This window comes from Pseudomonas sp. LF-5 (genome assembly GCF_037626295.1).
In the GTDB taxonomy this organism is placed as follows: Bacteria; Pseudomonadota; Gammaproteobacteria; order Pseudomonadales; family Pseudomonadaceae; genus Aquipseudomonas; species Aquipseudomonas monsensis.
The window spans coordinates 333295-359547 of record NZ_JARKMT010000003.1; the positions used below are offsets into that span (position 1 = coordinate 333295).

Annotated in this window: 20 protein-coding genes and 1 pseudogene; 13 read left to right on the top strand and 8 right to left on the bottom strand. The window is 61.3% G+C overall.

Annotated elements, in window-relative coordinates:
* Positions 1-131 precede the first annotated feature (131 nt).
* The gene (locus tag PseuLF5_RS13535) at positions 132-1277 is read left to right on the top strand and encodes an MFS transporter (RefSeq protein WP_340133747.1); all 1146 of its coding nucleotides are present in this window, start codon (positions 132-134) and stop codon (positions 1275-1277) included.
* Positions 1278-1369: 92 nt separating this feature from the next.
* On the opposite strand, the gene PseuLF5_RS13540 is transcribed toward PseuLF5_RS13535, so the two are convergent.
* On the bottom strand, positions 1370-2938 hold the full coding sequence (locus tag PseuLF5_RS13540) for a phospholipase D family protein (RefSeq protein ID WP_340133748.1): 1569 nt from the start codon (positions 2936-2938) through the stop codon (positions 1370-1372).
* 60 nt (positions 2939-2998) lie between these two features.
* Positions 2999-4420, bottom strand: a complete 1422-nt coding sequence (locus tag PseuLF5_RS13545) for an aminotransferase-like domain-containing protein (protein WP_123469836.1) — start codon at positions 4418-4420, stop codon at positions 2999-3001.
* A gap of 180 nt (positions 4421-4600) precedes the next feature.
* Between PseuLF5_RS13545 and PseuLF5_RS13550 the strand changes: the two genes are divergently transcribed.
* A complete protein-coding gene (locus PseuLF5_RS13550; RefSeq protein ID WP_123469834.1) occupies positions 4601-4846 on the top strand; it encodes a DUF1127 domain-containing protein in 246 nt (81 codons plus the stop codon).
* A 118-nt stretch (positions 4847-4964) separates the two neighbouring features.
* On the opposite strand, the gene PseuLF5_RS13555 is transcribed toward PseuLF5_RS13550, so the two are convergent.
* Complete coding sequence (locus tag PseuLF5_RS13555; protein WP_128615343.1) at positions 4965-6275, bottom strand: NAD(P)/FAD-dependent oxidoreductase; 1311 nt, start codon at positions 6273-6275, stop codon at positions 4965-4967.
* A 147-nt stretch (positions 6276-6422) separates the two neighbouring features.
* Here PseuLF5_RS13555 and PseuLF5_RS13560 point away from each other — a divergent pair, with 147 nt between their 5' ends.
* On the top strand, positions 6423-6776 hold the full coding sequence (locus PseuLF5_RS13560; protein WP_340133860.1) for a YkgJ family cysteine cluster protein: 354 nt from the start codon (positions 6423-6425) through the stop codon (positions 6774-6776).
* Between the two features lie 146 nt (positions 6777-6922).
* Here the strand turns inward: PseuLF5_RS13560 and PseuLF5_RS13565 are convergent, their stop codons facing one another.
* Complete coding sequence (locus PseuLF5_RS13565; RefSeq protein ID WP_003177284.1) at positions 6923-7411, bottom strand: Lrp/AsnC ligand binding domain-containing protein; 489 nt, start codon at positions 7409-7411, stop codon at positions 6923-6925.
* 156 nt (positions 7412-7567) lie between these two features.
* On the opposite strand from PseuLF5_RS13565, the gene dadA reads away from it, so the two are divergent.
* From dadA to PseuLF5_RS13595, 6 genes are all read left to right on the top strand, one after another.
* Entirely contained in the window at positions 7568-8872 is a 1305-nt protein-coding gene (gene dadA, locus PseuLF5_RS13570; RefSeq protein WP_123469830.1) for a D-amino acid dehydrogenase, read from the top strand.
* The gene (locus tag PseuLF5_RS13575; RefSeq protein ID WP_123469828.1) at positions 8844-9197 is read left to right on the top strand and encodes a RidA family protein; all 354 of its coding nucleotides are present in this window, start codon (positions 8844-8846) and stop codon (positions 9195-9197) included. The genes dadA and PseuLF5_RS13575 overlap by 29 nt, the downstream gene beginning before the upstream one ends.
* A gap of 94 nt (positions 9198-9291) precedes the next feature.
* Positions 9292-10365, top strand: coding sequence for an alanine racemase (gene alr, locus PseuLF5_RS13580; protein WP_123469826.1), 1074 nt, complete (start codon positions 9292-9294; stop codon positions 10363-10365).
* An 88-nt stretch (positions 10366-10453) separates the two neighbouring features.
* The gene (locus PseuLF5_RS13585) at positions 10454-11002 is read left to right on the top strand and encodes a cupin domain-containing protein (protein ID WP_123469824.1); all 549 of its coding nucleotides are present in this window, start codon (positions 10454-10456) and stop codon (positions 11000-11002) included.
* Positions 11003-11184: 182 nt separating this feature from the next.
* Positions 11185-11601, top strand: coding sequence for a c-type cytochrome (locus PseuLF5_RS13590; RefSeq protein WP_123469822.1), 417 nt, complete (start codon positions 11185-11187; stop codon positions 11599-11601).
* Between the two features lie 375 nt (positions 11602-11976).
* Positions 11977-13899 (top strand): acetyl-CoA hydrolase/transferase C-terminal domain-containing protein, encoded by a 1923-nt coding sequence (locus tag PseuLF5_RS13595; protein WP_340133750.1) that lies wholly within the window; start codon positions 11977-11979, stop codon positions 13897-13899.
* A 137-nt stretch (positions 13900-14036) separates the two neighbouring features.
* On the opposite strand, the gene PseuLF5_RS13600 is transcribed toward PseuLF5_RS13595, so the two are convergent.
* On the bottom strand, positions 14037-14609 hold the full coding sequence (locus PseuLF5_RS13600) for a xanthine phosphoribosyltransferase (RefSeq protein WP_003229440.1): 573 nt from the start codon (positions 14607-14609) through the stop codon (positions 14037-14039).
* A gap of 57 nt (positions 14610-14666) precedes the next feature.
* Entirely contained in the window at positions 14667-16676 is a 2010-nt protein-coding gene (gene rep, locus PseuLF5_RS13605; protein ID WP_123469818.1) for a DNA helicase Rep, read from the bottom strand.
* 262 nt (positions 16677-16938) lie between these two features.
* Between rep and PseuLF5_RS13610 the strand changes: the two genes are divergently transcribed.
* Entirely contained in the window at positions 16939-18612 is a 1674-nt protein-coding gene (locus PseuLF5_RS13610) for a putative bifunctional diguanylate cyclase/phosphodiesterase (protein WP_340133751.1), read from the top strand.
* 182 nt (positions 18613-18794) lie between these two features.
* Here PseuLF5_RS13610 and PseuLF5_RS13615 read toward each other — a convergent pair whose 3' ends face one another.
* Positions 18795-20192 carry a NorM family multidrug efflux MATE transporter gene (locus PseuLF5_RS13615; protein ID WP_128616382.1) on the bottom strand — a complete coding sequence of 466 codons (1398 nt, stop codon included), beginning with the start codon at positions 20190-20192 and terminating at the stop codon, positions 18795-18797.
* 158 nt (positions 20193-20350) lie between these two features.
* On the opposite strand from PseuLF5_RS13615, the gene PseuLF5_RS13620 reads away from it, so the two are divergent.
* The 3 genes from PseuLF5_RS13620 (at position 20351) to PseuLF5_RS13630 (ending at position 24866) form a co-directional block, all read left to right on the top strand.
* Positions 20351-21271 (top strand): LysR substrate-binding domain-containing protein, encoded by a 921-nt coding sequence (locus PseuLF5_RS13620; RefSeq protein WP_123469812.1) that lies wholly within the window; start codon positions 20351-20353, stop codon positions 21269-21271.
* A gap of 184 nt (positions 21272-21455) precedes the next feature.
* A complete protein-coding gene (locus PseuLF5_RS13625; protein ID WP_128616383.1) occupies positions 21456-23432 on the top strand; it encodes a methyl-accepting chemotaxis protein in 1977 nt (658 codons plus the stop codon).
* Positions 23433-23651: 219 nt separating this feature from the next.
* Positions 23652-24866, top strand: a complete 1215-nt coding sequence (locus tag PseuLF5_RS13630; protein ID WP_340133753.1) for an aldose 1-epimerase family protein — start codon at positions 23652-23654, stop codon at positions 24864-24866.
* Here PseuLF5_RS13630 and PseuLF5_RS13635 read toward each other — a convergent pair.
* Positions 24863-26119 (bottom strand): annotated as a pseudogene (locus tag PseuLF5_RS13635) (YifB family Mg chelatase-like AAA ATPase); the annotation flags it as partial. The gene PseuLF5_RS13630 and the pseudogene PseuLF5_RS13635 overlap by 4 nt on opposite strands.
* Between the last annotated feature and the right edge of the window lie 134 nt (positions 26120-26253).

The following is a 26253-nucleotide window of genomic DNA, read 5'->3' on the forward strand; positions in this document are numbered from 1 at the left end:
ACCAGTGCATGCGAGGGTGCAGGTTTTGAGGTCGCTGCGCGACCTGTCGGGGATGAATCCCCTCGCCACAGGGTTTGCTCCCACATTTGGTTTTGTGGTGCACATAAAAATAATCCACAGGAGCGTGGACCATGCGTTGGGCGACGTATTTCGCCGTGTTGGCGTCTGTCTTGAGTGTCGGCCTGGCCCTGGGGGTCAGCATGCCGCTGGTGTCGTTGCGCCTGGAGGGCTGGGGCTATGGCTCCTTCGCCATCGGTGTGATGGCGGCAATGCCGGCGATCGGCGTGTTGCTGGGGGCGAAGATTTCCAGTCATCTGGCGGCATGTTTCGGCACGGCGAACCTGATGCGTCTGTGCCTGTGGGCTGGAGCACTGTCAATCGGCTTGCTGGCGTTGCTGCCGAGTTATCCAGTGTGGCTGGTGCTGCGCCTGATGATCGGGGTGATCCTGACCATCGTGTTCATCCTCGGCGAGAGCTGGATCAATCAACTGGTCGTCGAAAACTGGCGTGGTCGCCTCGTCGCTCTGTATGGCAGCAGCTATGCGCTGAGCCAACTGTCTGGTCCGTTGCTGCTGGGCGCGCTCGGCACTGAACACGATTATGGGTTCTGGGTCGGTGTCGGGCTGCTGACGGTTTCGCCTTTTCTGTTGATGGGCCGCAGCGGTGCGCCGAGCAGCGAAGCGAGCAGTGTGACCTTCGGCGACCTGTGGGGTTTTGCCCGCGAGTTGCCGGCGATTGCCTGGGCAGTTTCGTTGTTTGCCGCGTTCGAGGCGATGATCCTGACGCTGCTGCCGGTGTATTGCCTGCAACAAGGCTTCAGCGCCGAGATCGCGCTGGCAATGGTCAGCACGGTGGTGGTCGGCGACGCGCTGTTGCAACTGCCGATTGGCGCGCTGGCAGACTATCTGTCGCGGCGCACATTGTTCACCGGCTGCGCAGTGGTCCTGATGCTGTCGAGCCTGGCGATCCCCATGCTGATCGACACGCTGTTGATCTGGCCATTGTGGGTGCTGTTCGGTGCCAGCGCCGGTGGGTTGTTCACTTTGTCACTGATCCTGATCGGCGAGCGTTATCGCGACGATGCGCTGGTGCGGGCCAATGCACACATTGCGCAGCTGTGGGGTGTCGGTTGTCTGATCGGGCCGTTGATGGCGGGGGCGGGCAGTCAGTGGATCAGCGGGCATGCGTTGCCGTTGTTGATGGCAGCGGGGGCGCTCGGGCTGGTGATTTTGCTGATGCGCCAAGGTGCGTTTGGCACCGTGTCCGAACCTGCCTGACCTGATTCCGATCCGAGTAATGAAAGTGTGGTGCGACGGTTCGCTAAATCCCGTCGCCACAAAAGCCCGTCACAGCATTGACCTGTGTTTGTTTACAGCATCCGTTCAAGACCAATCGTGGTGCTGAACCATGCATTGAAGCGTCGCCACCAGCTCCCCGGTTCCTCGGTCAGCGTGTGCAGCTGGCCGTTGTCCTCGGTCACCCAGACGAGCTTGCCATCCTGCAGTTTCGCCTGATAACTCAGCGCTGGCGCCATGCCTTGCAAGGCCAGTTCGCGCACGTGCTCGGCCAGTTCCGGGCTGTCCACCAGCACGCCGACTTCAGTGTTCCATAGCACCGAACGCGGATCGAAGTTGAACGAGCCGATAAACGCTTTGCGCCGGTCGAAAATCATCGCTTTGCTGTGCAGGCTGGAATCCGACCCCCGAAACGACTTGCTGTAGAACAGGTGCGGGCCGCTGCCGTAGTTATCTCCAGGCTGGCGACGCAATTCATACAGTTTCACCCCGTGTTCCAGCAGCGCCTTGCGGTACGGCGCGTAACCGCCGTGCACCGCTGGCACGTCGGTGGCTTCCAGCGCATTGGTCAGCAGGCTCACCGCGACCCCGGCGTCGGCGCGTCCGGTGAGGTACACCAGGCCCGGCTGGCCGGGCACGAAGTACGCCGAAATCATGATCAGCTCTTTGTTGACGCCTCTCAGCTCCGGCGCCAGTTGCGTGGTCAGCAGCAGTTGCGGGTCCGGCTCGTTCTTGGCCAGCACCTTGCTTGGGGCATCCCACAGCGCCTGGTTCCAGGCCCAGATCAACTCCTTGCGCCAGATGTCCAGGCGCGGTGCGGTCTTGAACCTCATCAGCTGTTGGTACAGCGCGTGATTCTGTTTGCGGGTTTCATCCAGTGACTCTTCCAGGCGCGTGCGGGTGTTCTGCAAGTCCTTGGCGGTCGGTTTGCTGGAGAGGAATTCGTCGATCGGCTTGCTCAGTGCGCTGTTCCAGTATTGGTCGAAGCTGTGTCCGAGTTGCTCGGCCACAGGTCCGACGCTGAGCATGTCGATGTCGGTGAAATTCAGGTTCGGCTCGGCGTCGAAATACTCGTCGCCCAGGTTGCGCCCGCCGACGATGGCCACGCTGTTGTCCGCCAGCCACAGCTTGTTGTGCATGCGCCGGTGTTGCAGCGACAGGTTGAACAGGCGCCCGGCGGCGCGGGTGACGCCGGTGCTGCGGCCCAGGTGCAGCGGGTTGAACAGGCGGATCTGGATCTGTGGATGCGCAGCGAGGGTGGCGATGAGCGTGTCGAGGCCGTCGCTGGTGGTGTCGTCGAGCAGGATGCGCACGCGCACGCCACGGTCGGCGGCCTTGAGCAGTTCTTCCACGAGCATCCGCGTGCTGACGCCGTCATGGACGATGTAGTACTGCAAGTCGAGGCTGGTTTGTGCCTGGCGAATCAGCTCGGCGCGGGCGGTGAAGGCCTCAGTGCTGTTGGACAGCAGGCGAAAGCCGGAGCGGCCCTGATAGGGCGCGGCCTGGGCCTGAATCGAGCGGCCGAAACTGGAGTTCGACGCCGGCAAGGCCTGGCTCGGTTCACGCGGCACATCGAGGCTGGCGCAGCCGCTCAGGAGCGAGGCGAGCATCAGCAAAGCGAGTAGGGGCTGTCTGAAGCTCACGTAGGTTCATTCCGGTCGGCAGCAAAGGTCGGCATATGGACGCTGATCACTCGAAAAAAGTCAGTCGGCTTCGGCCAGTAATTTGATTGCCGCTGCACCGACCTTGCGCACCGCCTCTTCGATCTGCGGTGTCGGTTTGGCAGCGTAGTTCATCCGCAGGCAATTGCGGTATTTGCCCGAGGCGGAAAAGATGCTGCCGACGGCAATCTGTACGCCCTGGTCGTGCAGCGCCCGATTCAGTTTTAGCGTATCGAAACCTTCCGGCAGTTCGACCCACAACATAAAGCTGCCCTGTGGACGGCTGGCGCGGGTGCCGACAGGAAAGTAGCGGGTCACCCAGTCGATCATGACGTCGCGATTACGCTGGTATTGTGAGCGCATCCGCCGTAAATGCGGTTCGAAGTACCCGGATTTGAGGAATTCGGCAATCGCGATCTGCGGCTGCGGCGCAGTGGAGCCGGTGCTGATGTATTTCATGTGCAGCACCCGTTCCAGATAGCGGCCCGGCGCGACCCAGCCGATGCGCAATCCCGGCGCCAAGGTCTTGGAAAACGAACTGCACAGCAACACGCGGCCGTCCTCGTCGAAGGACTTGATCGTGCGTGGACGCGGGTAGGTATAGGCCAGTTCGCCGTACACATCGTCCTCGATGATCGCCACGTCGAAGCGCTGCGCGAGGTTGAGCAGCGCGCGTTTGCGCGACTCCGGCATGATGTAGCCCAGTGGGTTATTGCAGTTGGGCGTGATCTGGATGACCTTGATCGGCCATTGCTCCAGCGCCAGTTCCAGTGCTTCGAGGCTGATGCCGGTCAGCGGATCGGTGGGGATTTCCAGGGCTTTCATGCCCAGGCCCTTGAGCGTCTGCATGGCGCCGTGAAAGCTCGGCGAATCCACCGCGACGATGTCGCCGGGCTCGCAGATCGCGTGGATGCTGGTGGATAGCGCTTCGTGGCAACCGGTGGTGATGACCAGGTCGCTGGCGCTCAACTGGCAACCGGAATCGAGCATCAGCCGGGCGATCTGTTCGCGCAGTTCGAGGGTGCCGTGGATGTTGTCGTAATACAGACCGGGCATGTCCTGGCGGCGGCTGATTCGCGCCAGTCCGCGCAACAGCGGTTTCATGGTGGGCGTGGTCACATCGGGCATGCCGCGGCCCAGTTGCACGACGTCCTTGCGGGGCACCGCACGAATCAGCTCCAGCACCTGATCCCACTGCGAAATCTCCACCGGCCGCTGCGCCGGACGGCCGACCGCCGGCAGCTCCGGCAGCTCGCGTCCGACCGGTACAAAGTAGCCGGACTTGGGCTTCGGCGACGCCAGACCACTGTCTTCGAGCATGCGATAAGCCTGCTGCACCGTGCTGAGACTGACGCCATGTTCTACGCTCAAGGCGCGCACCGACGGCAATCGGTCACCCGGACGGTAGAAACCTTGTTCGATGCGCGTGCCGAGCAGCTCGGCGAGATTCACATAAAGCGTCATGGCAGGTGCCTCGATGCAGGAGTTTCGTTAAACCAGTACAGATGCGGCGAAAATCGACAATTCAGTGGCAGAAACGGCAAATCTGTATGGAGTTAATACAGATCGGTTGAATCTGTAATGCTTTTGCCGGCCCGCGCATCATGGAATCTCTGGCGACCCAAGTAAACAGGAGCGACAAAAATGAACGGCTTGAGCGATGTGCGGCTGACGTTACACAGTCAGGAACTGGTGACAGGGCAGGAGGATGGTGCATGGAATACGGCGCTGCGCAACGCGCCGTCCGGCCTCAGTCGCTGGGGCCTGTTCTGGCATCGTCTGCACACGCGCAAGGCGTTGCTGGCGCTTACACCCGAGCAGCTCAAGGATGTCGGGCTGACCCGGGAGCAGGCGCAAGAGGAGGGGTTGAAGCCGTTCTGGCGGATCTGAAGGAGGGCGGTGCTCTTGGTGGCGCCATCGCGAGCAGGCTCACTCCTACAGGGGAACGCATTTCAACTGTAGGAGTGAGCCTGCTCGCGACAGGGCCTTCAAATCCCCTGCAAATACATCAGACCAGCTCTTTGAGCCGATGCCACAACATCCCCAGCGCTAGCAACGGCGAGCGCAAATGCTTGCCGCCCGGGAAGGTGATGTGCGGCACCTTGGCAAACAGATCGAACCCGCCACTGTGCTGGCCGCTGATTGCCTCGGCCAGCAGCTTGCCGGCCAGGTGCGTGGCATTCACCCCGTGCCCGGAATACGCCTGAGCGTAATACACGTTCGGCTGATCATTGAGCCGGCCAATCTGCGGCAAGCGGTTGGCGCCGATGCCGATCATTCCGCCCCACTGATAGTCGATCTTCACCCCGGCCAGTTGCGGAAAGACGTCGAGCATCTTCGGCCGCATGTACGCGCCGATGTCCTTTGGATCGCGTCCCGAGTAATGGCAGGCGCCGCCGAACAGCAGGCGCCGATCCGCCGAGAGCCGGTAGTAATCCAGCGCCACCCGCTGGTCGCAGACCGCCATGTTTTGCGGCAGCAGGGCGTGCGCCTGTGCCTCGCTCAACGGTTCGGTGGCGATGATGTAGCTGCCGGCGGGCAGGACTTTGCCGCTGAGTTGTGGATTGAGGTCATTCAGATAAGCGTTGCAGCCCAGCACCAGTGTCTTGGCGCGCACCGAGCCTTGCGCCGTGTGTACCTTCACTTCGAGGCCGTAGTCGATGCGAGTGACGGCCGACTGTTCAAACAGTTTGACCCCCAGTTGTTGCGCGGCAGCGGCTTCGCCCAGCGCCAGGTTCAGCGGGTGCAAATGTCCCGAACCCATGTCGATCAAGCCGCCGACATAACGCTTGGAGCCGACCACGGTGTGCATCTGGTCGGCTTGCAGCAAGCGGGTTTCGTAGCGATAACCGAGGCCGCGCAGTTCGTCGGCATCTTCGGCAAAGCCTTCGAGGTCGGCAGGTTTGTTGGCGAGGTCGCAGTAGCCCCAGGTCAGGTCGCACTGGATCTGGAAACGCTCGACGCGCTGGCGAACGATTTCCACCGCTTCCAGGCCCATGAGTTTCATCTGGCGTACGCCGTCGGCACCGATGACGTTGGTGAACTGATCGAGGCCGTGGCCGACCCCGCGAATCAGCTGCCCGCCGTTACGGCCGCTGGCACCCCAGCCGATCCGGTGCGCTTCCAGCAACACCACGCTGAGGCCGCGTTCGGCCAGTTCCAGCGCGGTGTTCAGCCCCGAGAAGCCGCCGCCGACCACGCAGACGTCCGCTACCACCTCACCTTGCAACTGCGGATGATCAGGCTGTGGCAGGCTGCTGGCGGCGTAATAAGAGGCAACGTGTGGTTGGCTCGCGGTGATGTGGGCGCGGGCGATCATGGGCGTCATCCAACGGCTGAGTGTCGAGAAAATTTGACGGAGGATAAGCCGCACGCCCGAAATTGGGCAACATTGGTCGGCCTGCGGTGTCTGGATCAGGGCTTTTGCGGCACAATCGTCGCCTATTTCCCGTCGGTCACCGCTTCGATGAGCTGCAACAGCCAGAAAATCCGTACCCTGCGTCAGCAGATCCCCTCGTTCGACTGTGTGCCGGGCTGCCATGACTGTTGCGGGCCGGTGACCACCTCGCCGGAAGAAATGGCCCGCCTGCCGCGCAAGACCCGCGCCGAGCAGGATGCGGCGCTGGAAGCACTGAACTGCGTACACCTGGGGCCGAATGGCTGCACGGTGTATGAAGAGCGGCCACTGATCTGCCGGTTGTTCGGCACCACCAAAACGCTGCCGTGCCCGAACGGGCGAGGGCCGGTGGAGCTGATTCATCCACGGGTTGAAAAGCAGGTCTTCGAGTACATGGCTTCGAATCGGCAGGTGCTGGTCTAACGGGGCGGCACTCGGAACCGAGTCGGCGCCATCGCTGACAAGCCAGCTCCCACAGGTTCGGCGGCGAGCGGGGGATTTTGTGAACACCCGCACTCATTGTGGGAGCTGGCTTGCCAGCGATAGGGCCGGGTCAGGCCCAAAACATCTCAATCCGGAATCGGCAGGCTCAGGCTCTCTTTCACCTCTTCCATCACGATGTAGCTCTTCGATTCGCGCACATGCGGCAGCTTCAACAGAATGTCGCCGAGCAACTTGCGGTAAGACGCCATCTCGGAAATCCGCGCCTTTACCAGATAGTCGAAATCCCCTGACACCAGGTGACACTCCAGCACGTGCGGCAATTTCAGCACCGCGCGTCGGAACTCTTCGAAAGTGTCGCCGGATTTGTAGTCGAGGCTAATCTCGACGAACACCAGCAGGCTACCCTTCAAATGCTGCGGGTTGAGCCGGGCGTTGTAGCCCATGATGATCCCTTCACGCTCCAGACGTCGCACCCGCTCCGTACACGGCGTGGTGGACAGACCGACCTTCTCCCCGAGTTCGGTAAACGATATCCGCCCGTCCGCCTGCAGGATCCGCAAGATGTTGCGGTCGATCTTGTCCAGCTCACGTTTGGTCTGAGTGTTGGTACGCATAGGGGATGCGCCTCCGTGAAAAGGGTTTTTGCCGAGAATTGTCGCCAAATATAGGCGCTTATACAGTGAAAAGCACTGGCCATTCTTTTTTACACTGCGCGCATCATTGCTCTAACAACAGACGTACGCGGCCCTGCCGCGATGAGGGATACAAAAATGCGCGTAATGGTCTTGGGTAGCGGCGTCATCGGTACCGCCAGTGCTTACTATCTGGCCCGTGCCGGGTTTGAAGTGGTGGTGGTCGACCGGCAGCCAGCCGTCGCCATGGAGACCAGTTTCGCCAACGCCGGCCAGGTGTCGCCGGGTTACGCCTCGCCGTGGGCCGCACCGGGCGTGCCGCTCAAGGCGATCAAGTGGTTGCTGCAACGCCACGCCCCTCTCGCGATCAAGGCCACCGCTGACATTGACCAGTACCTGTGGATGGCGCAGATGCTGCGCAACTGCACCGCCAGCCGTTACGCGGTGAACAAGGAGCGCATGGTGCGTCTGTCCGAGTACAGCCGCGACTGCCTCGACGAACTGCGTGCGGAAACCGGTATCGCCTATGAAGGCCGCAGCCTCGGCACTACGCAACTGTTCCGCACCCAGGCGCAGCTCGATGGCGCCGCCAAAGACATCGCCGTGCTGAAAGAGTCCGGCGTGCCGTTTGAAGTCCTCGACCGCGCCGGCATTGCCCGCGTCGAACCGGCCCTGGCCAATGTCACCGACATCCTCGCCGGCGCCCTGCGTCTGCCGAACGACCAGACCGGCGACTGCCAGATGTTCACCACCCGCCTCGCCGAAATGGCGGTGAAACTGGGAGTGGAATTCCGCTTTGGCCAGGACATCCAGAAGCTCGACTACGCCGGTGACCGCATCAACGGCGTGTGGATCGACGGCAAGCTGGAAACCGCCGACCGCTACGTGCTGGCCCTCGGCAGCTACTCGCCGCAACTGCTCAAGCCGCTGGGCATCAAGGCCCCGGTGTATCCGCTCAAGGGTTACTCGCTGACCGTGCCGATCACCAACCCGGACATGGCTCCAACCTCGACCATTCTCGACGAGACCTACAAGGTCGCGATCACCCGTTTCGACAACCGCATCCGCGTGGGCGGCATGGCCGAGATCGCCGGTTTTGACCTGTCGCTGAACCCGCGTCGGCGCGAAACCCTGGAGATGATCGTCAACGACCTTTATCCTCAGGGCGGCAATCTGGCCGAGGCGAGCTTCTGGACCGGCCTGCGTCCGACCACCCCGGACGGCACGCCGATCGTTGGCGCCACACCGTTCAAGAACCTGTTCCTCAACACCGGTCACGGCACCCTGGGTTGGACCATGGCGTGCGGTTCCGGTCGTTTGCTGGCCGATCTGATGGCGAAGAAAAAGCCGCAGATCAGCGCCGAAGGCCTCGATATTTCCCGTTACGGCAACAAGCCTCAGGAGTCCGCAAAACATGGCAATCCAGCGCCAGCTCACCAATGAGCGCATGAGTCAGATCGTCACCCACAATGGCATCGTGTATCTGGCCGGACAGGTCGGCGATGACTTCAACGCCGGGGTCGAACAGCAGACCCGCGACGTGCTCGCCAATATCGAGCGTTTGCTGGATCTGGCCGGGACTGACAAGCAGCATCTGCTGTCGGCGACGATCTACCTCAACGACATCGAGGCGCACTTTGCCGGGATGAACTCGGTGTGGGACCAGTGGCTGCCCAAAGGCGCCGCGCCAGCCCGCGCCACCGTCGAAGCGAAGATGGCCAAACCGAGCATCCTGGTGGAGATTTCCATCGTCGCCGCGTTGCCGTAACCGTTTCAAAGATCCCTCTCCCGGCGCTGTTGGCGGTTCACGTCGTCAGTCGGCGCCGGTTTTTCTTCCCATGACCGCCTAGAAGTCTGCCGCCATGCGTCCTGCCCGTGCCCTGATCGACCTCCAAGCCCTGCGCCACAACTACCGAATTGCCCGCGAAATCACCGGCGCCAAGGCGCTGGCCGTGATCAAGGCCGATGCCTATGGTCATGGCGCGGTGCGTTGCGCCCAGGCGCTGGAAGCCGAGGCCGACGGGTTTGCCGTCGCCTGCATCGAGGAAGCGCTGGAGCTGCGCGCCGCTGGCATTCGTGCGCCAGTGTTGCTGTTGGAAGGGATTTTCGAAGCCGATGAATTGGCGCTGATCGTCGAGCATGACTTCTGGACCGTGGTGCATTCGCTGTGGCAGCTCGAAGCAATCGAGCAGGCGGCATTGGGCAAACCGATCACCGTGTGGCTGAAACTCGACTCGGGCATGCACCGCGTCGGTTTGCATCCCAAGGATTACGCGGCGGCCTATCAACGCCTGCTGGCCAGCGGCAAAGTGGCGAAGATCGTGCTGATGAGCCACTTCGCCCGCGCCGATGAGCTGCACGAGCAGAGCAGCGCCGATCAGGTCGCGGTGTTCGAAGCGGCGCGTCAGGGCCTGGCGGCCGAAGTCAGCCTGCGCAACTCACCGGCCGTGCTCGGTTGGCCGCAGATTCACAGCGACTGGGTGCGTCCGGGCATCATGCTTTACGGCGCGACCCCGTTCGAAGAAGCCAACGCCGTGGCCGAGCGTCTGCAACCGGTAATGACCCTCGAATCGAAAGTCATCTGCGTGCGCGAACTGCCCGCCGGCGAGCCGATCGGCTATGGCGCCAAATTCATCACCGACAAGCCGATGCGCGTCGGCGTGGTCGCCATGGGGTATGCCGATGGCTACCCGCGTCAGGCACCGACCGGTACGCCGGTGTTGGTCGCCGGCCAACGCAGCCGCATTCTCGGTCGCGTGTCGATGGACATGCTGTGTATTGACCTCACCGATGTGCCGGAAGCCGGCCTTGGTTCGACCGTCGAGCTGTGGGGCAAAAACATCCTCGCCAGCGAAGTGGCGAAGTGGGCGGACACCATTCCATACCAGATCTTCTGCAACCTGCGTCGTGTGCCAAGGCTCTATTCCGAGGGCTGACGCCGCTGCGGGGGCCAAGTGTTGTAAATACTGAACGCTGTCGCCATGATAACGCTCAATATTCTTACAACATCAGGAGGCTCCCGCCTTGGACGTCGGTGAACGACTGCAATCGATCCGCAAGCTCAAAGGGCTTTCCCAGCGTGAACTCGCCAAGCGCGCGGGCGTTACCAACAGCACCATTTCGATGATCGAAAAGAACAGCGTCAGCCCTTCGATCAGTTCGCTGAGGAAAGTGCTGGGCGGGATTCCCATGTCGATGGTCGAGTTCTTTTCCGAAGAGATCCTGCAGGAAGTCCCGACCCAGATCGTCTACAAGGCCAACGAGCTGATCGACATCTCCGACGGCGCCGTGACCATGAAACTGGTCGGCCGCGCGCACCCTAGCCGCGCTATCGCCTTCCTCAACGAAATCTACCCGCCGGGCGCCGATACCGGCGAAGAAATGCTCACCCATGAAGGCGAAGAAACCGGGATTCTGGTGGAGGGTCGTCTGGAGTTGGTGGTGGGTCTGGAAACTTTTATTCTCGAAGCCGGCGACAGCTACTACTTTGAAAGTACCAAGCCGCATCGTTTCCGTAATCCGTTCGACACGCCGGCGCGACTAATCAGCGCAGCCACGCCGGCGAATTTTTAACGATAGAGGCGCCAGGCCATGACGGCGAAGGCATCCGAATAGTTTTTCCACTGCGCGGTATAACCCCTTCGACTATGGGGTTGTTTCAGTGTGGCGGGCTACCCGCTATACTTGCGCCCGCCTGCGAACCGTGGCCGCAGGCGTGAATAGCCACCATTGAGGGTGAACGCGTGAACCTAATTATGAAAATGCTGGCCGCACCAGCAACCGTACTGGCCCTCTGGGCTGTCAGCGCTCAAGCTGCGACGAATGACGACATTGCCAAGCGCCTCGAGCCGGTCGGCCAGGTGTGCGTTCAGGGGCAGGAATGCAAAGGAATGGAGGTCGCTGCCTCCGCTGGCGGCGGCGGTGGTGCGAAGACACCGGATGAAGTGATTGCAAAACATTGCAACGCTTGCCACAGCACCGGGCTGCTGGGCGCACCGAAAATCGGTGACACCGCCGCCTGGAAAGAACGCGCCGATCACCAGGGCGGCCTCGACGGCATCCTGGCCAAAGCCATCACCGGCATCAACTCCATGCCGCCAAAAGGCACCTGCGCCGATTGCTCGGATGACGAGCTGAAGGGCGCGATCCAGAAGATGTCCGGCCTGAAGTAAGGCGCGCTTCTGATGAAAAAAACCGTCTTCGGACGGTTTTTTTATGCCTGCGATTCAGTGGCCCTCATCGGAACGCCGCCCGTCCAGCCCTCTTCCGGAGGGAGAGGGAGCCGACCGTAATGTCTTTCGCTATACATCGACCTGAAAGACCTTAGCGATTATGGATTCAGCACATCACTTTCACGTCGGCGTATCTTCACGGCAACCCCCAACTCAGTCCCCTCTCCCTCCGGGAGAGGGCTAGGGTGAGGGCAACAATTTCGAGTCGGAAAAGGACTTCACGAACAGCGCACATTCACTCTGAAGCTGTTCATTGCAGCAAACAACCGGCAATCTCGGTCTACCCCTATTCACGGAACGGGCAGGAGGCTTCAGATGGTGCAGTTGTGTTCGATCGAACAGGCAGTGGACGAGGTGCTGGCGCGTTTGCCCGCGCATATCCACATGGGCATGCCGCTGGGCCTGGGCAAACCCAATCACTTCGTCAACGCGCTGTACCGGCGGATCAAAGGCCTGCCCGAGCGGCAACTGACGATGTATACCGCGCTGTGCCTTGGCCGTCCGACGCTGGGGGATGGTTTGCAGAAGCGCTTTATCGAACCCTTCGTCGAGCGGGTGTTCGGCGACTACCCGGAATTCGATTTCCTCGCCGACCTGCATCACGACAGCCTGCCCGCCAACATCCGTATCGAACAGTTTTTCATGCAGCCCGGCAGCCTGCTCAACAGCGCGCCGGCCCAGCAGGATTACGTCAGCAGCAACTACAGCCACGCCGCCCGTGACATCAACGCCGCCGGGCTGAACCTGGTGGCGCAACTGCTGGCCAGCAGCAGTGAACACCCGGACCGTCTGAGCCTGAGCTGCAACCCGGACATCACCCTCGACCTGTTGCCGATGATCGCCAAGCGCCGCGACGCCGGGGAAACCATTTTGCTGGTCGGCCAGGTGCACACCGATCTGCCGTACATGCCCGGCGACGCCGAAGTCGATATCGACACCTTCGACCTGCTGATCGACGCGAAGGACAGCAGTACGCTGTTTTCCACGCCGAACATGCCGGTGGGGTTTCAGGACCATTTCATCGGTTTGCACGCCAGCACGCTGGTGCGCGACGGTGGCACCCTGCAGATCGGCATCGGCTCGATGGGCGATGCCCTGACCGCCGCATTGCTCGCACGTCAGGCGGATAACGTCGGATACACAGCGTTGCTCGATGACATCAACCTCAGTCAGTGGGCGCAGTTGATCGAACGGGAGGGTGGCACCGCGCCGTTCGCCAAGGGCCTGTACGGCTGCAGCGAAATGTTCGTCAACGGTCTGCTGGTGCTGGCGGATGCCGGGATCATCCGGCGCAAGGTCTATCCCGACGTGCAGACGCAGGAACAGGCCAACGCTGGCACCCTCGATGAAGCGGCGCAGACTGACGGCATCTCGGTGCATGGCGGTTTCTTCCTCGGCCCGCGCAGTTTCTACGAGCGCCTGCGCGAGTTACCGCAGAGTAAACGCCTTGAATTCAACATGACCCGCATCAGCTACATCAACGAGCTGTACGGGCAGGAAGCATTGAAGCGCTTGCAGCGACTTGATGCGCGGTTCATCAACACCGTGTTCACCATGACGTTGCTGGGTGCGGGCGTCGCGGATCAATTGGAAGACGGGCGGGTGCTCAGTGGCGTCGGTGGGCAGTACAACTTCGTTGCCCAGGGCCATGCGCTGCACGATGCGAGGTCGATTCTGATTCTGCGCAGTTGGCGTGAGTCCGGCGGCGATGTCAGCTCGAACATCGTTTGGGAATACGGCCACTGCACGATCCCACGGCACCTGCGCGACATCGTGGTCACCGAGTACGGCATTGCCGATCTGCGTGGCAAGACCGATGCGGTGGTGATCGAGTCGTTGCTGAACATCAGCGATTCCCGTTTCCAGCAGGGGCTGATCGAGCAAGCGCAAAAGGTCGGCAAACTGCCAAAGGATTTCCGTCTCGATCCGCGTTTCGCCGAGAACACCCCGCAACGCTTGCAGGCGATTGCCGCGAAGCATCCAAACCTGTTTCCGGAGTATCCGCTGGGTTGTGATTTCACCGCGATCGAGCGCGATCTGCTGCGAGCGCTGAACTGGCTGAAGAGCAAGTTCAAGCTGAGCGAAATCCTCGAACTCGGCAAAGCCGCCCTCGATGCCCCCGAGGCATCGCTATACCCCGAACACCTCGAGCGCATGCAACTCACAAACCCGGAAGGCCTGAAAGAAGACCTCTTCCAGCGCCTGCTGCTCACTGGCCTCAAAGCCACCGCGCAGTAACAAGCGACAAAAAAACCTGTGGGAGCGAGCTTGCTCGCGAAAGCGGTTAGTCAGTCACTGAAGAGGGGACTGATCTGACGCCTTCGCGAGCAAGCTCGCTCCCACAGGTATTACGGTGAGCTTGCGGCTTTCAGCTGTTATTCGATGAAGGTAACGACGCCATCCTTCAGCGATTTCACGCGGGCCAGCGATTCAACGCGATAACCCTGCGAATCCAGCTCGGCACGGCCGCCCTGGAACGACTTCTCGATCACGATGCCCAGGCCGGCCACGGTGGCACCGGCCTGCTTGATGATCGAGATCAGCGCTTGCGAGGCCTTACCGTTGGCCAGGAAGTCGTCGATGATCAACACGCGGTCGCTGCTGGTCAGGTGACGCGGGGAGATGGCCACGGTGCTTTCGGTCTTCTTGGTGAACGAGTAAACGGTCGCCGACAGCAGGTTTTCGGTCAGGGTCAGGGACTGTTGCTTGCGCGCGAAAATCACCGGCACACCAAGGTTCAGACCGGTCATGATTGCCGGGGCGATGCCCGAGGCTTCGATGGTGACGATCTTGGTGATGCCCGAATCCTTGAACAGCGTGGCGAATTCGTCGCCGATCAGCTTCATCAGGGCCGGGTCGATCTGGTGGTTCAGAAAGGCGTCGACTTTCAGGACCTGGTCGGAAAGCACAATGCCTTGTTCGCGGATTTTCTGGTGCAATGCTTCCATGAAGCTGTCCTCATTTGGCGCTTGGTGCGCCGAAGGTCTAGTAAAAAGGGGTCAATTCTAGCGCTTTAACATCGCGCGTATATCGGCCAATGCGTTGTTGCCGCGCACGGCTTTGACTTCGGTCGGTGTGTCGTCGTTGCCTTCCCACGCCAAGTCGTCCGGCGGCAGCTCATCGAGGAAGCGACTCGGCGCGCAGTCGATGATCTCGCCGTACTGTTTGCGCTTGGCGGCGAAGGTGAAGGCCAGAGTCTGACGGGCGCGGGTGATGCCCACGTAGGCCAGGCGGCGTTCTTCTTCGATGGTGTCGGCTTCGATGCTGGAACGGTGCGGGAGAATTTCCTCTTCCATGCCCATGATGAACACGTAAGGGAATTCCAGACCCTTGGAGGCGTGCAAGGTCATCATCTGCACGCCTTCGGCGCCGTCCTCTTCCTCCTGCTGACGCTCGAGCATGTCGCGCAGGACCAGTTTGCCGATGGCGTCCTCGACGGTCATTTCGCCTTCTTCGTCTTTCTCGAGGGTGTTTTTCAACGCCTCGATCAAGAACCAGACGTTACCCATCCGGTAATCGGCAGCCTTGTCGCTGGAGCTGTTGGTGCGTAGCCAGTTCTCGTAGTCGATGTCCATGACCATGCTGCGCAGCGCCGAGATCGGGTCTTCGCCGGCGCACTGCTCGCGGACCTTGTCCATGAAACGCTTGAAGCGCGCCAGACGATCGGTGAAGCGGCTGTCCAGGTGTTCGCCCAGACCGATTTCGTCGGTGGCGGCGTACATCGAGATTTTGCGTTCGGTGGCGTAGTTGCCGAGTTTTTCCAAGGTGGTCGAGCCGATTTCCCGGCGCGGCACGTTGATCACGCGCAGGAAGGCGTTGTCGTCATCCGGGTTCACGATCAGGCGGAAGTAGGCCATCAGGTCTTTCACTTCCTGACGGCCGAAGAAACTGTTGCCACCGCTCAGGCGGTACGGCACCTGGTGGTGCTGCAGTTTCAGTTCGATCAGCTTGGCCTGGTAGTTGCCGCGATAGAGGATCGCGAAATCGCTGTACGGGCGGTCGGTGCGCAAGTGCAGGCTGAGGATTTCCATGGCCACGCGCTCGGCTTCGGCGTCCTCGTTGCGGCAGCGGATCACACGGATCTCGTCGCCGTGGCCCATCTCACTCCACAACTGCTTTTCGAATTCGTGCGGGTTGTTCGAGATCAGCACGTTGGCGCAGCGCAGGATGCGGCTGGTGGAGCGGTAGTTCTGCTCGAGCATTACCACTTTCAAGGACGGATAGTCGTCCTTGAGCAGCATCAGGTTTTCCGGCCGCGCACCGCGCCAGGCGTAGATCGACTGGTCGTCGTCGCCCACCACGGTGAACTGGTTGCGCTTGCCGATCAGCATTTTCACCAGCAGGTACTGACTGGCGTTGGTGTCCTGGTACTCGTCGACCAGCAGGTAGCGCACCTTGTTCTGCCACTTTTCGAGAATGTCGGCGTGCTCTTCGAAGAGTTTTACCGGCAGCAGGATCAGGTCGTCGAAGTCCACCGCGTTGAACGCCTTGAGCGTGCGCTGGTAGTGGGTGTAGACGATGGCGGCGGTCTGTTCCTTGGGGTTGCGCGCATTCTCCAGCGCCTGGGCCGGCAGGATCAGGTCGTTTTTCCAGGCGCCGATCATGTTCTTGATCTCGTCGACGCCGTCGTCGCCCGCGTATTCCTTCTGCATGATGTCGGTCATCAGGGCTTTGACGTCGGTCTCGTCGAAGATCGAGAAACCGGGTTTGTAGCCCAGCCGCGCGTGTTCCTTGCGGATGATGTTCAGACCGAGGTTGTGGAACGTGCAGACGGTCAGGCCGCGACCTTCGCCGGCACGCAGCAGGGTGCCGACCCGCTCCTTCATCTCGCGCGCGGCCTTGTTGGTGAAGGTCATGGCGACGATGTACTGGGCGCGGATGCCGCAGTTCTGGATCAGGTGCGCGATCTTGCGCGTGATCACGCTGGTCTTGCCGGAGCCAGCGCCGGCGAGCACCAATAGAGGGCCGCCGACGTAGTTCACGGCTTCTTGCTGCCGGGGATTGAGTCGGGACATACGAAAATTCGGGAGTCGTTGACGAAATGGGCCGGCATTTTAACAGGCTCAGCGATTTGTGCTGCTCTGTCCGACTTGTGACGCACCACGCGATTCAAATTTGCCGGTTTTGTTACTTTCGCGGAGGATGCACGGTGATTTTGCGGCTAATGTTCTCATTCGTGACACAAAATAACGTTCTGATAACCGTTGTCATTTGGTCATTGAACATCGCAACGGCATAATGCCCCGCCCACATCATTGCAGAGTCTAGGGAGCTAGCTTGTCTACGCCTGTCGAACCCTTGCGTTTGCTGCTACTGGCCGAAGCGCCAGCGTGGACAGCGTTATTGCGTGAGTGTCTGGCTCCGATGGGGAGCGCGGCGGTGCTGATCAGCGCGCCGAGCTGGGAGTCGGTCAGCCGTTTGTTCGAAGACAACCGTCACGCGGTGTTGTTGACCGTACCCGCGTTGCAACCGGCCCCGGGCCGTTGCAGCCTGCCGACGGTATTGCTGCTGGAACACGAACCGGCCACTGCGCCCGTTGGCGTCAGCGACTGGCTGGTGTTCGACACCCTCGACGCCGGCATGCTGCGGCGTTGCCTGCGTCATGTGCGCGAGCGCGGCGTGCTCGAAAACACCTTGCAACGTCTGGCCGAACAGGATCCGCTGACCGGCATCGCTAACCGTCAGGGTTTCCAGACCCTGCTCACGGCGCGCCTTGCGGAAAACGACGGGCGTGGCCTGGCCCTCGGACACCTCGACCTCGACAACTTCCGTCACGCCAACGACGCCCTTGGCCATCAGGCCGGCGACCGTTTGATCCTGCAAGTCGTCGCACGGCTGAAAAGTCAGCTCGAAGCCGGTGATCAACTGGCGCGGCTGGGCAGCGATGAATTTGCCCTGCTGATCGACACCCGCCGTGCACCGCAACGCGCCGAGTGGATGGCCGAACGTATCACCGAAGCCTTGTCCGAACCGTATTGGGTCGATGGTGAAAGCCTGTTGATCGGCTCCAGCCTCGGCATCGCCCATGCCCGCGCGCAGGGGGGCGCCGACCCGCTGATGTGGCATGCGCACATTGCCATGCAGCAGGCCAAGAGCACCCAGGGCTGCACCTTCCATATCTTCAACGAACGCATCAACCGCAACGCACGGAGCATGGCCGACCTCGAAAGCGAGCTGCGCCGGGCCTTGCGTCGCGACGAGCTGGAACTGCATTACCAGCCACGGCTGAACATGGCGGACGGGCAGATCGTCGGTCTCGAAGCGCTGGTGCGCTGGCGTCATGGCGAGCGCGGTTTGCTGCCGCCGAGCGAATTCGTGCCGCTGGCCGAGCAGAGCGGCTTGATCGTGCCGCTGGGGTACTGGGTGATTTCCCGGGCCCTGCGCGACATGCAGGCGTTGCGCGAACGTGGGCTGCCAGCGCTGCACATGGCAATCAACTTGTCGTTTCGCCAGTTTCAGGACAGCCAGTTGCTGCCGACCCTCAGCCGTTTGATCGCCGAGCGTGGTGTTGAAGCGCAATGGCTGGAATTCGAACTGACCGAAACCGCCGTCATGCGTCGCAGCGATCTGGTCAAACAGACCATGGACGCCCTCGGCCGCCTCGGCGTGCGTTTTTCGCTGGATGACTTTGGCACCGGGTTTTCATCGTTCGTGCACCTCAACAGCCTGCCGATCACTTTGTTGAAAATCGACAAGAGCTTCGTCGGCGGCATGGAGCAGCGTGAAGAGAACCGCAAACTGGTGCACGCGATGATCAATCTCGCGCACAACCTGCACCTGGAAGTGGTGGCGGAAGGGGTCGAGACGCCGGAGCAACTGGATCTGTTGCGCGGGTTTGGTTGCGATCAGGTGCAGGGTTATCTGATCAGCCGGCCGTTGCCGCTGGCGGAACTGGTTGAGTACCTGACCTTCGGCGCCAGCCAGCAGCCCGCACTGGAAATCGTCAGCTAAATCCATAACTCAATTTGGAACAACATTGTGGCGAGGGGATTTATCCCCGTTCGACTGCGAAGCAGTCGCAAGACCATAGCTCTGGACACATCTGATAAACCCCAGCTACCGGTTTTGGGGCGGCTTCGCCACCTATCGGGGATAAATCCCCTCGCCACAAAGGCTCACTCCTACAAGGGATCTCAGTCGGTCTGGGCGACTGTGTATTGATTGGATGACGCAGGCTCCCGCCGAATCATCCGCTTCATCTTCCACTCAAACGCCAGGGTCAGGCTGATCGCCGCACACGCCAGGCCCAGCGCCAGCCCCCACCAGACGCCCGTCGGCCCCCAGTTGAGGTGGAACGCCATCCACCACGCCGCCGGCGCGCCGATCAACCAATAGCAACCGAGCCCGACCAGAAACGTGGTCTTGGCATCCTTGAGCCCACGGATGCAGCCCATGGCGATCGTCTGGGTGCCGTCGAACAGCTCGAACCACGCAGCCACCGCCAGCAGGCTCACGGCCAGGCGAATCACCTCGGCAAACGCCGGATCATTGTGATCGAGGAACAACCCGACCAACTGATTCGGCAACAACCAGAACACCATGGCAAAACCCAGCATCACCACCGCGCCGAAGGCGATGCCGACCCGTCCGGACATCCGCGCATCGTTCAACTGCCCGGCGCCGTAATGCTGGCCGACGCGCATGGTGATGGCGTACGACATGCCCGCCGGCACCATGAACGCCACCGAGACGATTTGCAGGGCGATCTGGTGCGCGCCCATCTGCGTGCTGCCCATGGTGCCCATGCACAAAGCCGCAAAGGCAAACAAACCCACTTCCACCGCATAGGTGCCGCCAATGGGCAGGCCCAGGCGCCAGAGCTCCTTGAGGTATTGCCGGTTCGGCCGCGACAGCCCGGCGCGCAGCGGGTAAGCGTCGTAAGCCGGATGCCGGCGGATATGCCAGGCCAGCGCCAGTGCCATGCAGCTGGCTACAATTGCCGTGACCAGGCCGATGCCGGTCAAACCCAGTTTCGGCAGGCCGAACATGCCGGTGATCAGTGCGTAATTGAGCAGGAAGTTGGCCACGGTGCCGCCCAGGCTGATGACCATCACCGGGGTGGCCCGGCCAATCGCGCTGGTAAAGCCGCGCAGGGCCATGAAACTCAAATAGCCGGGCAGGGCGAAGGGCAGGGCAATCAGAAATTGCCCGGCGGCAATGACGTTGGTTTCGGTCTGGCCGAACAGCAGCAACAGCGGTTTGAGATTCCACAGCAGCAACCCGGCGCCCAGCGCCATCAGCCACGCCAGCCATAATCCGGCCTGAGTCAGGCGTGCCGCGCCGATGATGTCGCCGGCACCCTGACGGATCGCGACCAGCGTGCCGACCGCTGCAATTACACCAATGCAGAAGATCGACACGAACGAATAACTCGCCGCCCCCAGACCGCCACCGGCCAGTGCCTCGGGGCTGATGCGCGCCATCATCAGGGTGTCGGTCAGCACCATCAACATGTGCGCCAACTGAGAAGCGATCAGCGGCCCCGACAGCCGCAGGATGGCCCAGAGTTCGGTACGCACAGGTTGCTGCATGATCTTCACCACTCATTAAAAGAGGGAACAGGGAGCCGTCGATTCTCGGCGCTCAAACGGTTTCGCACAAAGGGATAAAAAGGATGGGTGGCATGAGTCAAACTCATCCAGGGCAGATTCTGCTAAGTTGGCCGCATCCCGCTATAGGAGCTTTCCGAATGTCTCGTCGTCTTCCTCCCTTGTATGCCTTGCGCGCATTCGAAGCGGCGGCGCGGCACAGCTCGTTCACCCGCGCCGCCGAGGAGCTGTCGATTACCCAAAGCGCGGTCAGCCGGCACATTCGCACCCTCGAAGAGCATTTCGCCTGCAAGTTGTTTCATCGCAGTGGGCGCAACCTGCAACTCACCGAGTCGGCACGGATGCTGTTGCCGGGGATTCGCGAAGGTTTCGCCGCCCTCGAGCGAGCCTGCAATACCTTGCGCGCCGAAGACGACATCCTGCGGATGAAAGCGCCATCGACCCTGACCATGCGCTGGCTGCTGGCGCGGCTCAGTCGATTCCGGCACTTGCAGCCGGGCAACGAGGTGCAACTGACCAGCGCATGGATGGACGTGGATTCGGTGGACTTCAACAACGAGCCTTTCGACTGCGCGGTGCTGCTCAGTGACGGGCACTTCCCGCCGGACTGGGAGGCCAGTCTGTTGTTTCCCGAAGAGCTGATTCCGGTCGGCGCGCCGAACCTGCTCAACGACCAGCCCTGGGACGTTGCGCGCCTGGCCTGCACCGAGCTGTTGCACCCGACCCCGGATCGGCGCGACTGGCGCAGCTGGCTGGAGCACATGGGGCTGTCCGATCAGGTCTCGCTCAAGGGCGGTCAGGTGTTCGATACCCTGGAACTGGGGATGATCGCGGCGGCGCGTGGTTACGGGGTGTCGATGGGCGACTTGCTGATGGTCGCCGAAGATGTCGCTCAGGGGCGCCTGAGTCTGCCGTGGCCGACGGCCGTCGCCAGCGGGCTGAATTATTACCTGGTGTGGCCGAAAACCCGCCCGGGAGGTGAACGTTTGCGCCGTCTCAGCGATTTCCTCCAAGGCGAAGTGCGAGCCATGGAGTTGCCGGCGGTTGCACGCTTGAGCTGAAACGTTAGAGCCGCCACAATGCCGGCCTTGTGCCATAACCTTGTTTTCCGCTCAAGTATTCGGATCCACCGCCGAATACGTGCTTGTGGCACCGTCGTGCCGGTGTCCACGATTCACCCCCACAACCAGAAAAATTTCCGAGTCGAGATCAAGGAGGATCACGTGGCTCGGCCAGGAGCTGCCCATGTCTCAACCTCGCGCCCGGATCGCCTCGCAGCTGGGCCTCGCGCTCGCCGTGATACTGGCGATTGTCATCAGTGGCAGTACGGTGTTCGCCCTGCGTTCGCTGGATACCGCCAACCTCGCCACCCGTGAAGAGCATCTCGCCAGCGAGGCGCGACTGCTGGCCGACCAGTTGAGCACTTTTCACGGCACGCTGCGTGAAAGCACCCAACGCCTGAGCGGGTTGTTCGAGAAGCGCTTCAGCAGCGGTCTGAGCATTCACCCGGATGAGCCGGTGACCGTGGCCGGTACCCAGACCCCGGGCCTGCACCTGGGCGACGAAGTGTTGAACAACAACTTCAAGCAAGTCGACGAGTTCAAGCAGATGACAGCGGGCGTCGCCACGCTGTTCGTGCGCAGCGGCGAAGACTTCGTGCGGGTCAGCACTTCGCTGACCAAACAGGACGGCACGCGCGCCATCGGCACCTTGCTCGATCATGCGCACCCGGCTTATGCGAAGTTGATGGCGGGGCAAGGTTACGTCGGCCGTGCCTTGTTGTTCGATCGCTCCTACATGACCCAGTACACCCCGGTGCGCGATGGCAGCGGCAAGGTGATTGCGGTGTTGTTCGTCGGCTTCGATTACACCGATGCGCAGAACATCCAGTTCGACAACCTGAAGCGCTTCCGCATCGGCCAGAGCGGTTCGCTGGCGTTGCTGGATGAGCAAAACAAATGGCTGGTCGCGCCGGCGGGGGTGCAGGCGCTGGATCAAGCGGTTCCGGTGATCAAAGGTCTGGCTGCGAAACCGGGCAAGGGTGAGTTCTGGAGCGACACCTCCGAAGACTTCTACAGCATCGCCGTGCCATTCGATGGCGGGCCATGGTCGGTCGTGGCGAGCATGCCGAAAGCCGAGATTCGCGCTGTGACCTGGAGTGTCGGTACGCAACTGGCCATTGGCAGTCTGTTGGCGATGCTGCTGGCCGTGGGTTCGGTGGTCTGGCTGCTGCGCAGCAAACTGGCGCCGCTGAGTGATCTGGTGCGACAAGCCGAAGCCTTGGGCGCCGGTGATCTGAGCGTGCGCCTGAACGTGTCGAGCAACGACGAAATCGGTCAGTTGTCCCGCGCGTTCAACCAGATGAGCCAGGCACTGTCGACCATGGTCGAGCACATCCGCCGCGCCTCGGAGGAGGTCAACAGCCGGGCACAGGCGCTGTCCGGTTTGTCCGGTGGCGCGTACGAAGGCATGGAGCAGCAGTCCGGGGAAATCACCAGCATGGCCGGCGCCGTCGAAGAGTTCAGCGCCACCTCGCTGAACATCGCCGACAACATGGGCAACACCCAGCGTCTGGCCCAGGAAAACGCTCAGCAAACGCAGATCGGTCGTAGCTCGATGGAAGAGGCTTCTTCCTCGCTGGAGCAAATTGCTGGCGCACTGAACACCACTGCTACCGTGATCAACACCCTCGGCCAGCGCTCCCAGGAAATCGGCGGCATTGTCAGCGTGATCACCTCGATTGCCGAGCAGACCAATCTGCTGGCGCTGAACGCTGCGATTGAAGCGGCGCGTGCCGGTGAACAGGGCCGCGGTTTTGCCGTGGTGGCGGATGAGGTGCGCAGCCTGGCCTCGCGCACCCGTCAGGCGACCGATGAAATTTCCAGCATGATTCACAGCATCCAGCAGGAAACCGGCAACGCAATCAGCACCATGGAACAGGGCAATGTGCTGATGCAGGAAGGTTTGTCGCGTAACGCGAATGTTGCTTCGGCGCTGGCGCGGATCGACGAGCAAAGCCGTTCGGCGGGGCAGCAGTTTGCGGCGATTACCACGGCCACTCAGGAGCAGAGCAGCACTGCGACTCTGTTGAGCAGCAATTTGCAGAGCATCGCACTGGCCAACAGTGAGCAGCGTGAGGTTGTGTCGAACCTGGCTGTTACCGCCAAGGAGCTTGAGAAGCTGGCGGCGGATTTGCGTTCCGAGGTTGATCGCTTTCGTTGATGCGCGGCTGAAATAGCTTTCGCGAGCAAGCTCGCTCCCACATTTTCCGGGGTAGCTCACAAATTATGTGAACACCCGAAAACCTTGTGGGAGCGAGCTTGCTCGCGAAGGCATCCCTGCCAATTCTTGATAAATCACACGATCGCAAGCTCCGCTACACTTGCTGAAACGTTTCCGCAGCGCTATAAAAATGGCACAACTCCAATAAAGGCTGCTGCCATGACCCCGCTCAAACTCGCCGTCGCCCTCGGCGCATTCTCTACTGCTTCCCACTCCATGGCTTGGGATTACGTCCTTCTCGATACCAACAAGCCTGCGCAAAACTGGAGTATTACCAGTGAGCAGCTCGGGGTGAAAACCGACAAACCCTTTTCCGTGAGCCTGCGTACCTTGCACGGTGGGCGGCAGGAAGGGGTCAGCATCGTGGATATTGATAACGGCACGATGAAACTGTCCGTGGTGCCGACCCGGGGCATGAATGTGTTGCAGGCCTCGGTCGGCAACGTGCGCATGGGATGGGATTCGCCGGTCAAGGAAGTGGTCAACCCGGCCTTCATCGAGCTCAACGGGCGCGGCGGGCTGGGCTGGCTGGAAGGTTTCAATGAACTGGTGACCCGCTGCGGGTACGAATGGGTCGGCCATCCTGGCATGGACAATGGCGAGCTGCTGACCCTGCACGGGCGCGCCGCCAACATCCCGGCCAGCAGCGTCACCCTGCACATCGACGAAAAGCCGCCCTACGCCATCAGCCTGCGCGGCGAGCTGAAGGAGCAGGCGTTCAAGAAAGTCGATTTCTCGGTCGTCACCGAGCTGGTCACCGAACCCGGCACTGCGCGTTTCGCCCTCAATGACACGCTGACCAACAACGGCGATTATCCGAAGGAATACCAGGCGCTGTATCACAGCAATTTCAGTACGCCGTTCCTTGAGCAGGGCGCACGTTTTGCCGCACCGGTAAAACAGGTCTCGCCGTTCAACGACAAGGCCAAAGCCGAGTTGGCCGACTGGCAGACCTATCGTGGGCCGACCAAGGACTACGATGAAACGGTTTACAACGTTGTGCCCTACGCCGACGACAAAGGCGAAACCCTGGCCGTTTTGCACAACAAGGCCGGCAGCCTCGGCATCTCTGTTAGCTTCAACACGCAGCAGTTGCCGGTCTTTTCCCTGTGGAAAAATACCGATACCCAAGGGCAGGGCTATGTCACAGGCCTTGAGCCGGGCACCAGTTTTTCCTACAACCGCCGTTATCAGCGTCCGCTGAATCTGGTGCCGACCATTGCGCCAAAGGCCAGCCAACAGTTCCAGATCAGCTACAGCTTGTTGGCGGACAAGGGCGCTGTGGATAACGCCTTGAAGCGCGTGACCGAGATTCAGGCCGGGCGTGAAACCGAAGTGCGGCAGAAGCCTTTGGTTGATTTGACCGAACATTAAGGTGTCGCCGGCCGGTATTGCAGCGCCTCGGCCAAGTGCTCACGCTTGATTGCATCGACTTGCTCAAGGTCGGCCAGTGTCCGGGCGACTTTGAGCAGGCGATGCGCTGAGCGCAGCGATAGCGTCAGTCGTTCACAGGCTGATTCCAGCCATTTCTCATCGGCTGTGGATAACTTGCAGTGCCGCTTCAATCCCGGCAGATCGAGAAACGCATTGGCACAATGCTGACGCTTTTGCTGGCGCTCCCGGGCCTCGGCCACCACGGCTGCCGCACTGGCACTGTCCTCTCCCGGTTTCATTGTCGGACTCAGCGCGGTCGCCTCTCGCGCCACTGTCAGGTGCAGATCAATTCGATCCAGCAATGGCCCCGACAGTTTGTTGCGATAGCGCTGCACCATGTCCGGCGTACAGGAACACTTGCCGCTCGGCTCGCCAAGATATCCACAGGGACACGGATTCATCGCCGCCACCAACTGGAAGCGCGCCGGAAAGCGCACGCGATCCTTGGCTCGGGCGATCACGATATGCCCGGACTCCAGCGGCTCGCGCAGCACCTCCAGCACCTTGCGATCAAACTCCGGCAGTTCGTCGAGAAACAGCACGCCGTGGTGGGCTAGGGTGATTTCGCCGGGTTGCGGTTTTGAACTGCCACCGACCAGGGCCGGCCCGGATGCCGAGTGGTGCGGTTGACGGAAGGGACGCTGCGGCCAATGGGTCAGCGGCACGCCGCTGGCGACCGATTGAATCGCCGCCACTTCCAGTGCTTCGCATTCAGACAGCGGCGGCAGCAGCCCCGGCAAGCGACTCGCCAGCAAGGTCTTGCCCGTCCCCGGCGGCCCGCTGAACAGCAGGTTATGCGCCCCCGCAGCGGCAATCAGCAATGCCCGTTTCGCCGCCACTTGCCCCTGCACTTCATTCAAGTCGGGATAAGGCTTGCTGGCATGCATCAGCCCGTCAGACACATACGGCTCAACCGGTGTATGCCCATTGAAATGCGCCACCGCCTCCAGCAGATGATCCACCGCAAACACCTTCAACCCCGAAGCCAAGCAGGCCTCCTCGGCATTCGCCCTCGGCACCACCAGCGCCCGTCCGGCCTTGCGCGCCGCCAGTGCTGCCGGCAAAACCCCGCGCACCGCTCGTACTGCGCCGGACAACGCCAGCTCACCGAGGCATTCCACATCATCCAGCGTCAGACACGGCACCTGCACACTCGCCGACAGAATCCCCAAGGCAATCGCCAGATCAAACCGCAATCACACCTGTTACATCTATGGGCATGGACATCAGCTTGAGCCCTTAAAAATGGAGGGGGCAGGCGTCATGATCCATGTCCATGGTTTCGTGGTGTTTTCGGACAGCTTTCAGCGCCTTATGTACATGAATA

Excerpts from the sequence above, each read along its gene's own strand:
- PseuLF5_RS13535 (WP_340133747.1), top strand. The coding sequence starts at position 132 with ATGCGTTGGGCGACGTATTTCGCCGTGTTGGCGTCTGTCTTGAGTGTC.
- PseuLF5_RS13545 (WP_123469836.1), bottom strand. The coding sequence starts at position 4,420 with ATGACGCTTTATGTGAATCTCGCCGAGCTGCTCGGCACGCGCATCGAA.
- PseuLF5_RS13550 (WP_123469834.1), top strand. The coding sequence starts at position 4,601 with ATGAACGGCTTGAGCGATGTGCGGCTGACGTTACACAGTCAGGAACTG.
- PseuLF5_RS13555 (WP_128615343.1), bottom strand. The coding sequence starts at position 6,275 with ATGATCGCCCGCGCCCACATCACCGCGAGCCAACCACACGTTGCCTCT.
- PseuLF5_RS13560 (WP_340133860.1), top strand. The coding sequence starts at position 6,423 with ATGAGCTGCAACAGCCAGAAAATCCGTACCCTGCGTCAGCAGATCCCC.
- PseuLF5_RS13565 (WP_003177284.1), bottom strand. The coding sequence starts at position 7,411 with ATGCGTACCAACACTCAGACCAAACGTGAGCTGGACAAGATCGACCGC.
- dadA (WP_123469830.1), top strand. The coding sequence starts at position 7,568 with ATGCGCGTAATGGTCTTGGGTAGCGGCGTCATCGGTACCGCCAGTGCT.
- PseuLF5_RS13575 (WP_123469828.1), top strand. The coding sequence starts at position 8,844 with ATGGCAATCCAGCGCCAGCTCACCAATGAGCGCATGAGTCAGATCGTC.
- alr (WP_123469826.1), top strand. The coding sequence starts at position 9,292 with ATGCGTCCTGCCCGTGCCCTGATCGACCTCCAAGCCCTGCGCCACAAC.
- PseuLF5_RS13590 (WP_123469822.1), top strand. The coding sequence starts at position 11,185 with ATGAAAATGCTGGCCGCACCAGCAACCGTACTGGCCCTCTGGGCTGTC.
- PseuLF5_RS13595 (WP_340133750.1), top strand. The coding sequence starts at position 11,977 with ATGGTGCAGTTGTGTTCGATCGAACAGGCAGTGGACGAGGTGCTGGCG.
- PseuLF5_RS13600 (WP_003229440.1), bottom strand. The coding sequence starts at position 14,609 with ATGGAAGCATTGCACCAGAAAATCCGCGAACAAGGCATTGTGCTTTCC.
- rep (WP_123469818.1), bottom strand. The coding sequence starts at position 16,676 with ATGTCCCGACTCAATCCCCGGCAGCAAGAAGCCGTGAACTACGTCGGC.
- PseuLF5_RS13615 (WP_128616382.1), bottom strand. The coding sequence starts at position 20,192 with ATGCAGCAACCTGTGCGTACCGAACTCTGGGCCATCCTGCGGCTGTCG.
- PseuLF5_RS13620 (WP_123469812.1), top strand. The coding sequence starts at position 20,351 with ATGTCTCGTCGTCTTCCTCCCTTGTATGCCTTGCGCGCATTCGAAGCG.
- PseuLF5_RS13625 (WP_128616383.1), top strand. The coding sequence starts at position 21,456 with ATGTCTCAACCTCGCGCCCGGATCGCCTCGCAGCTGGGCCTCGCGCTC.
- PseuLF5_RS13630 (WP_340133753.1), top strand. The coding sequence starts at position 23,652 with ATGACCCCGCTCAAACTCGCCGTCGCCCTCGGCGCATTCTCTACTGCT.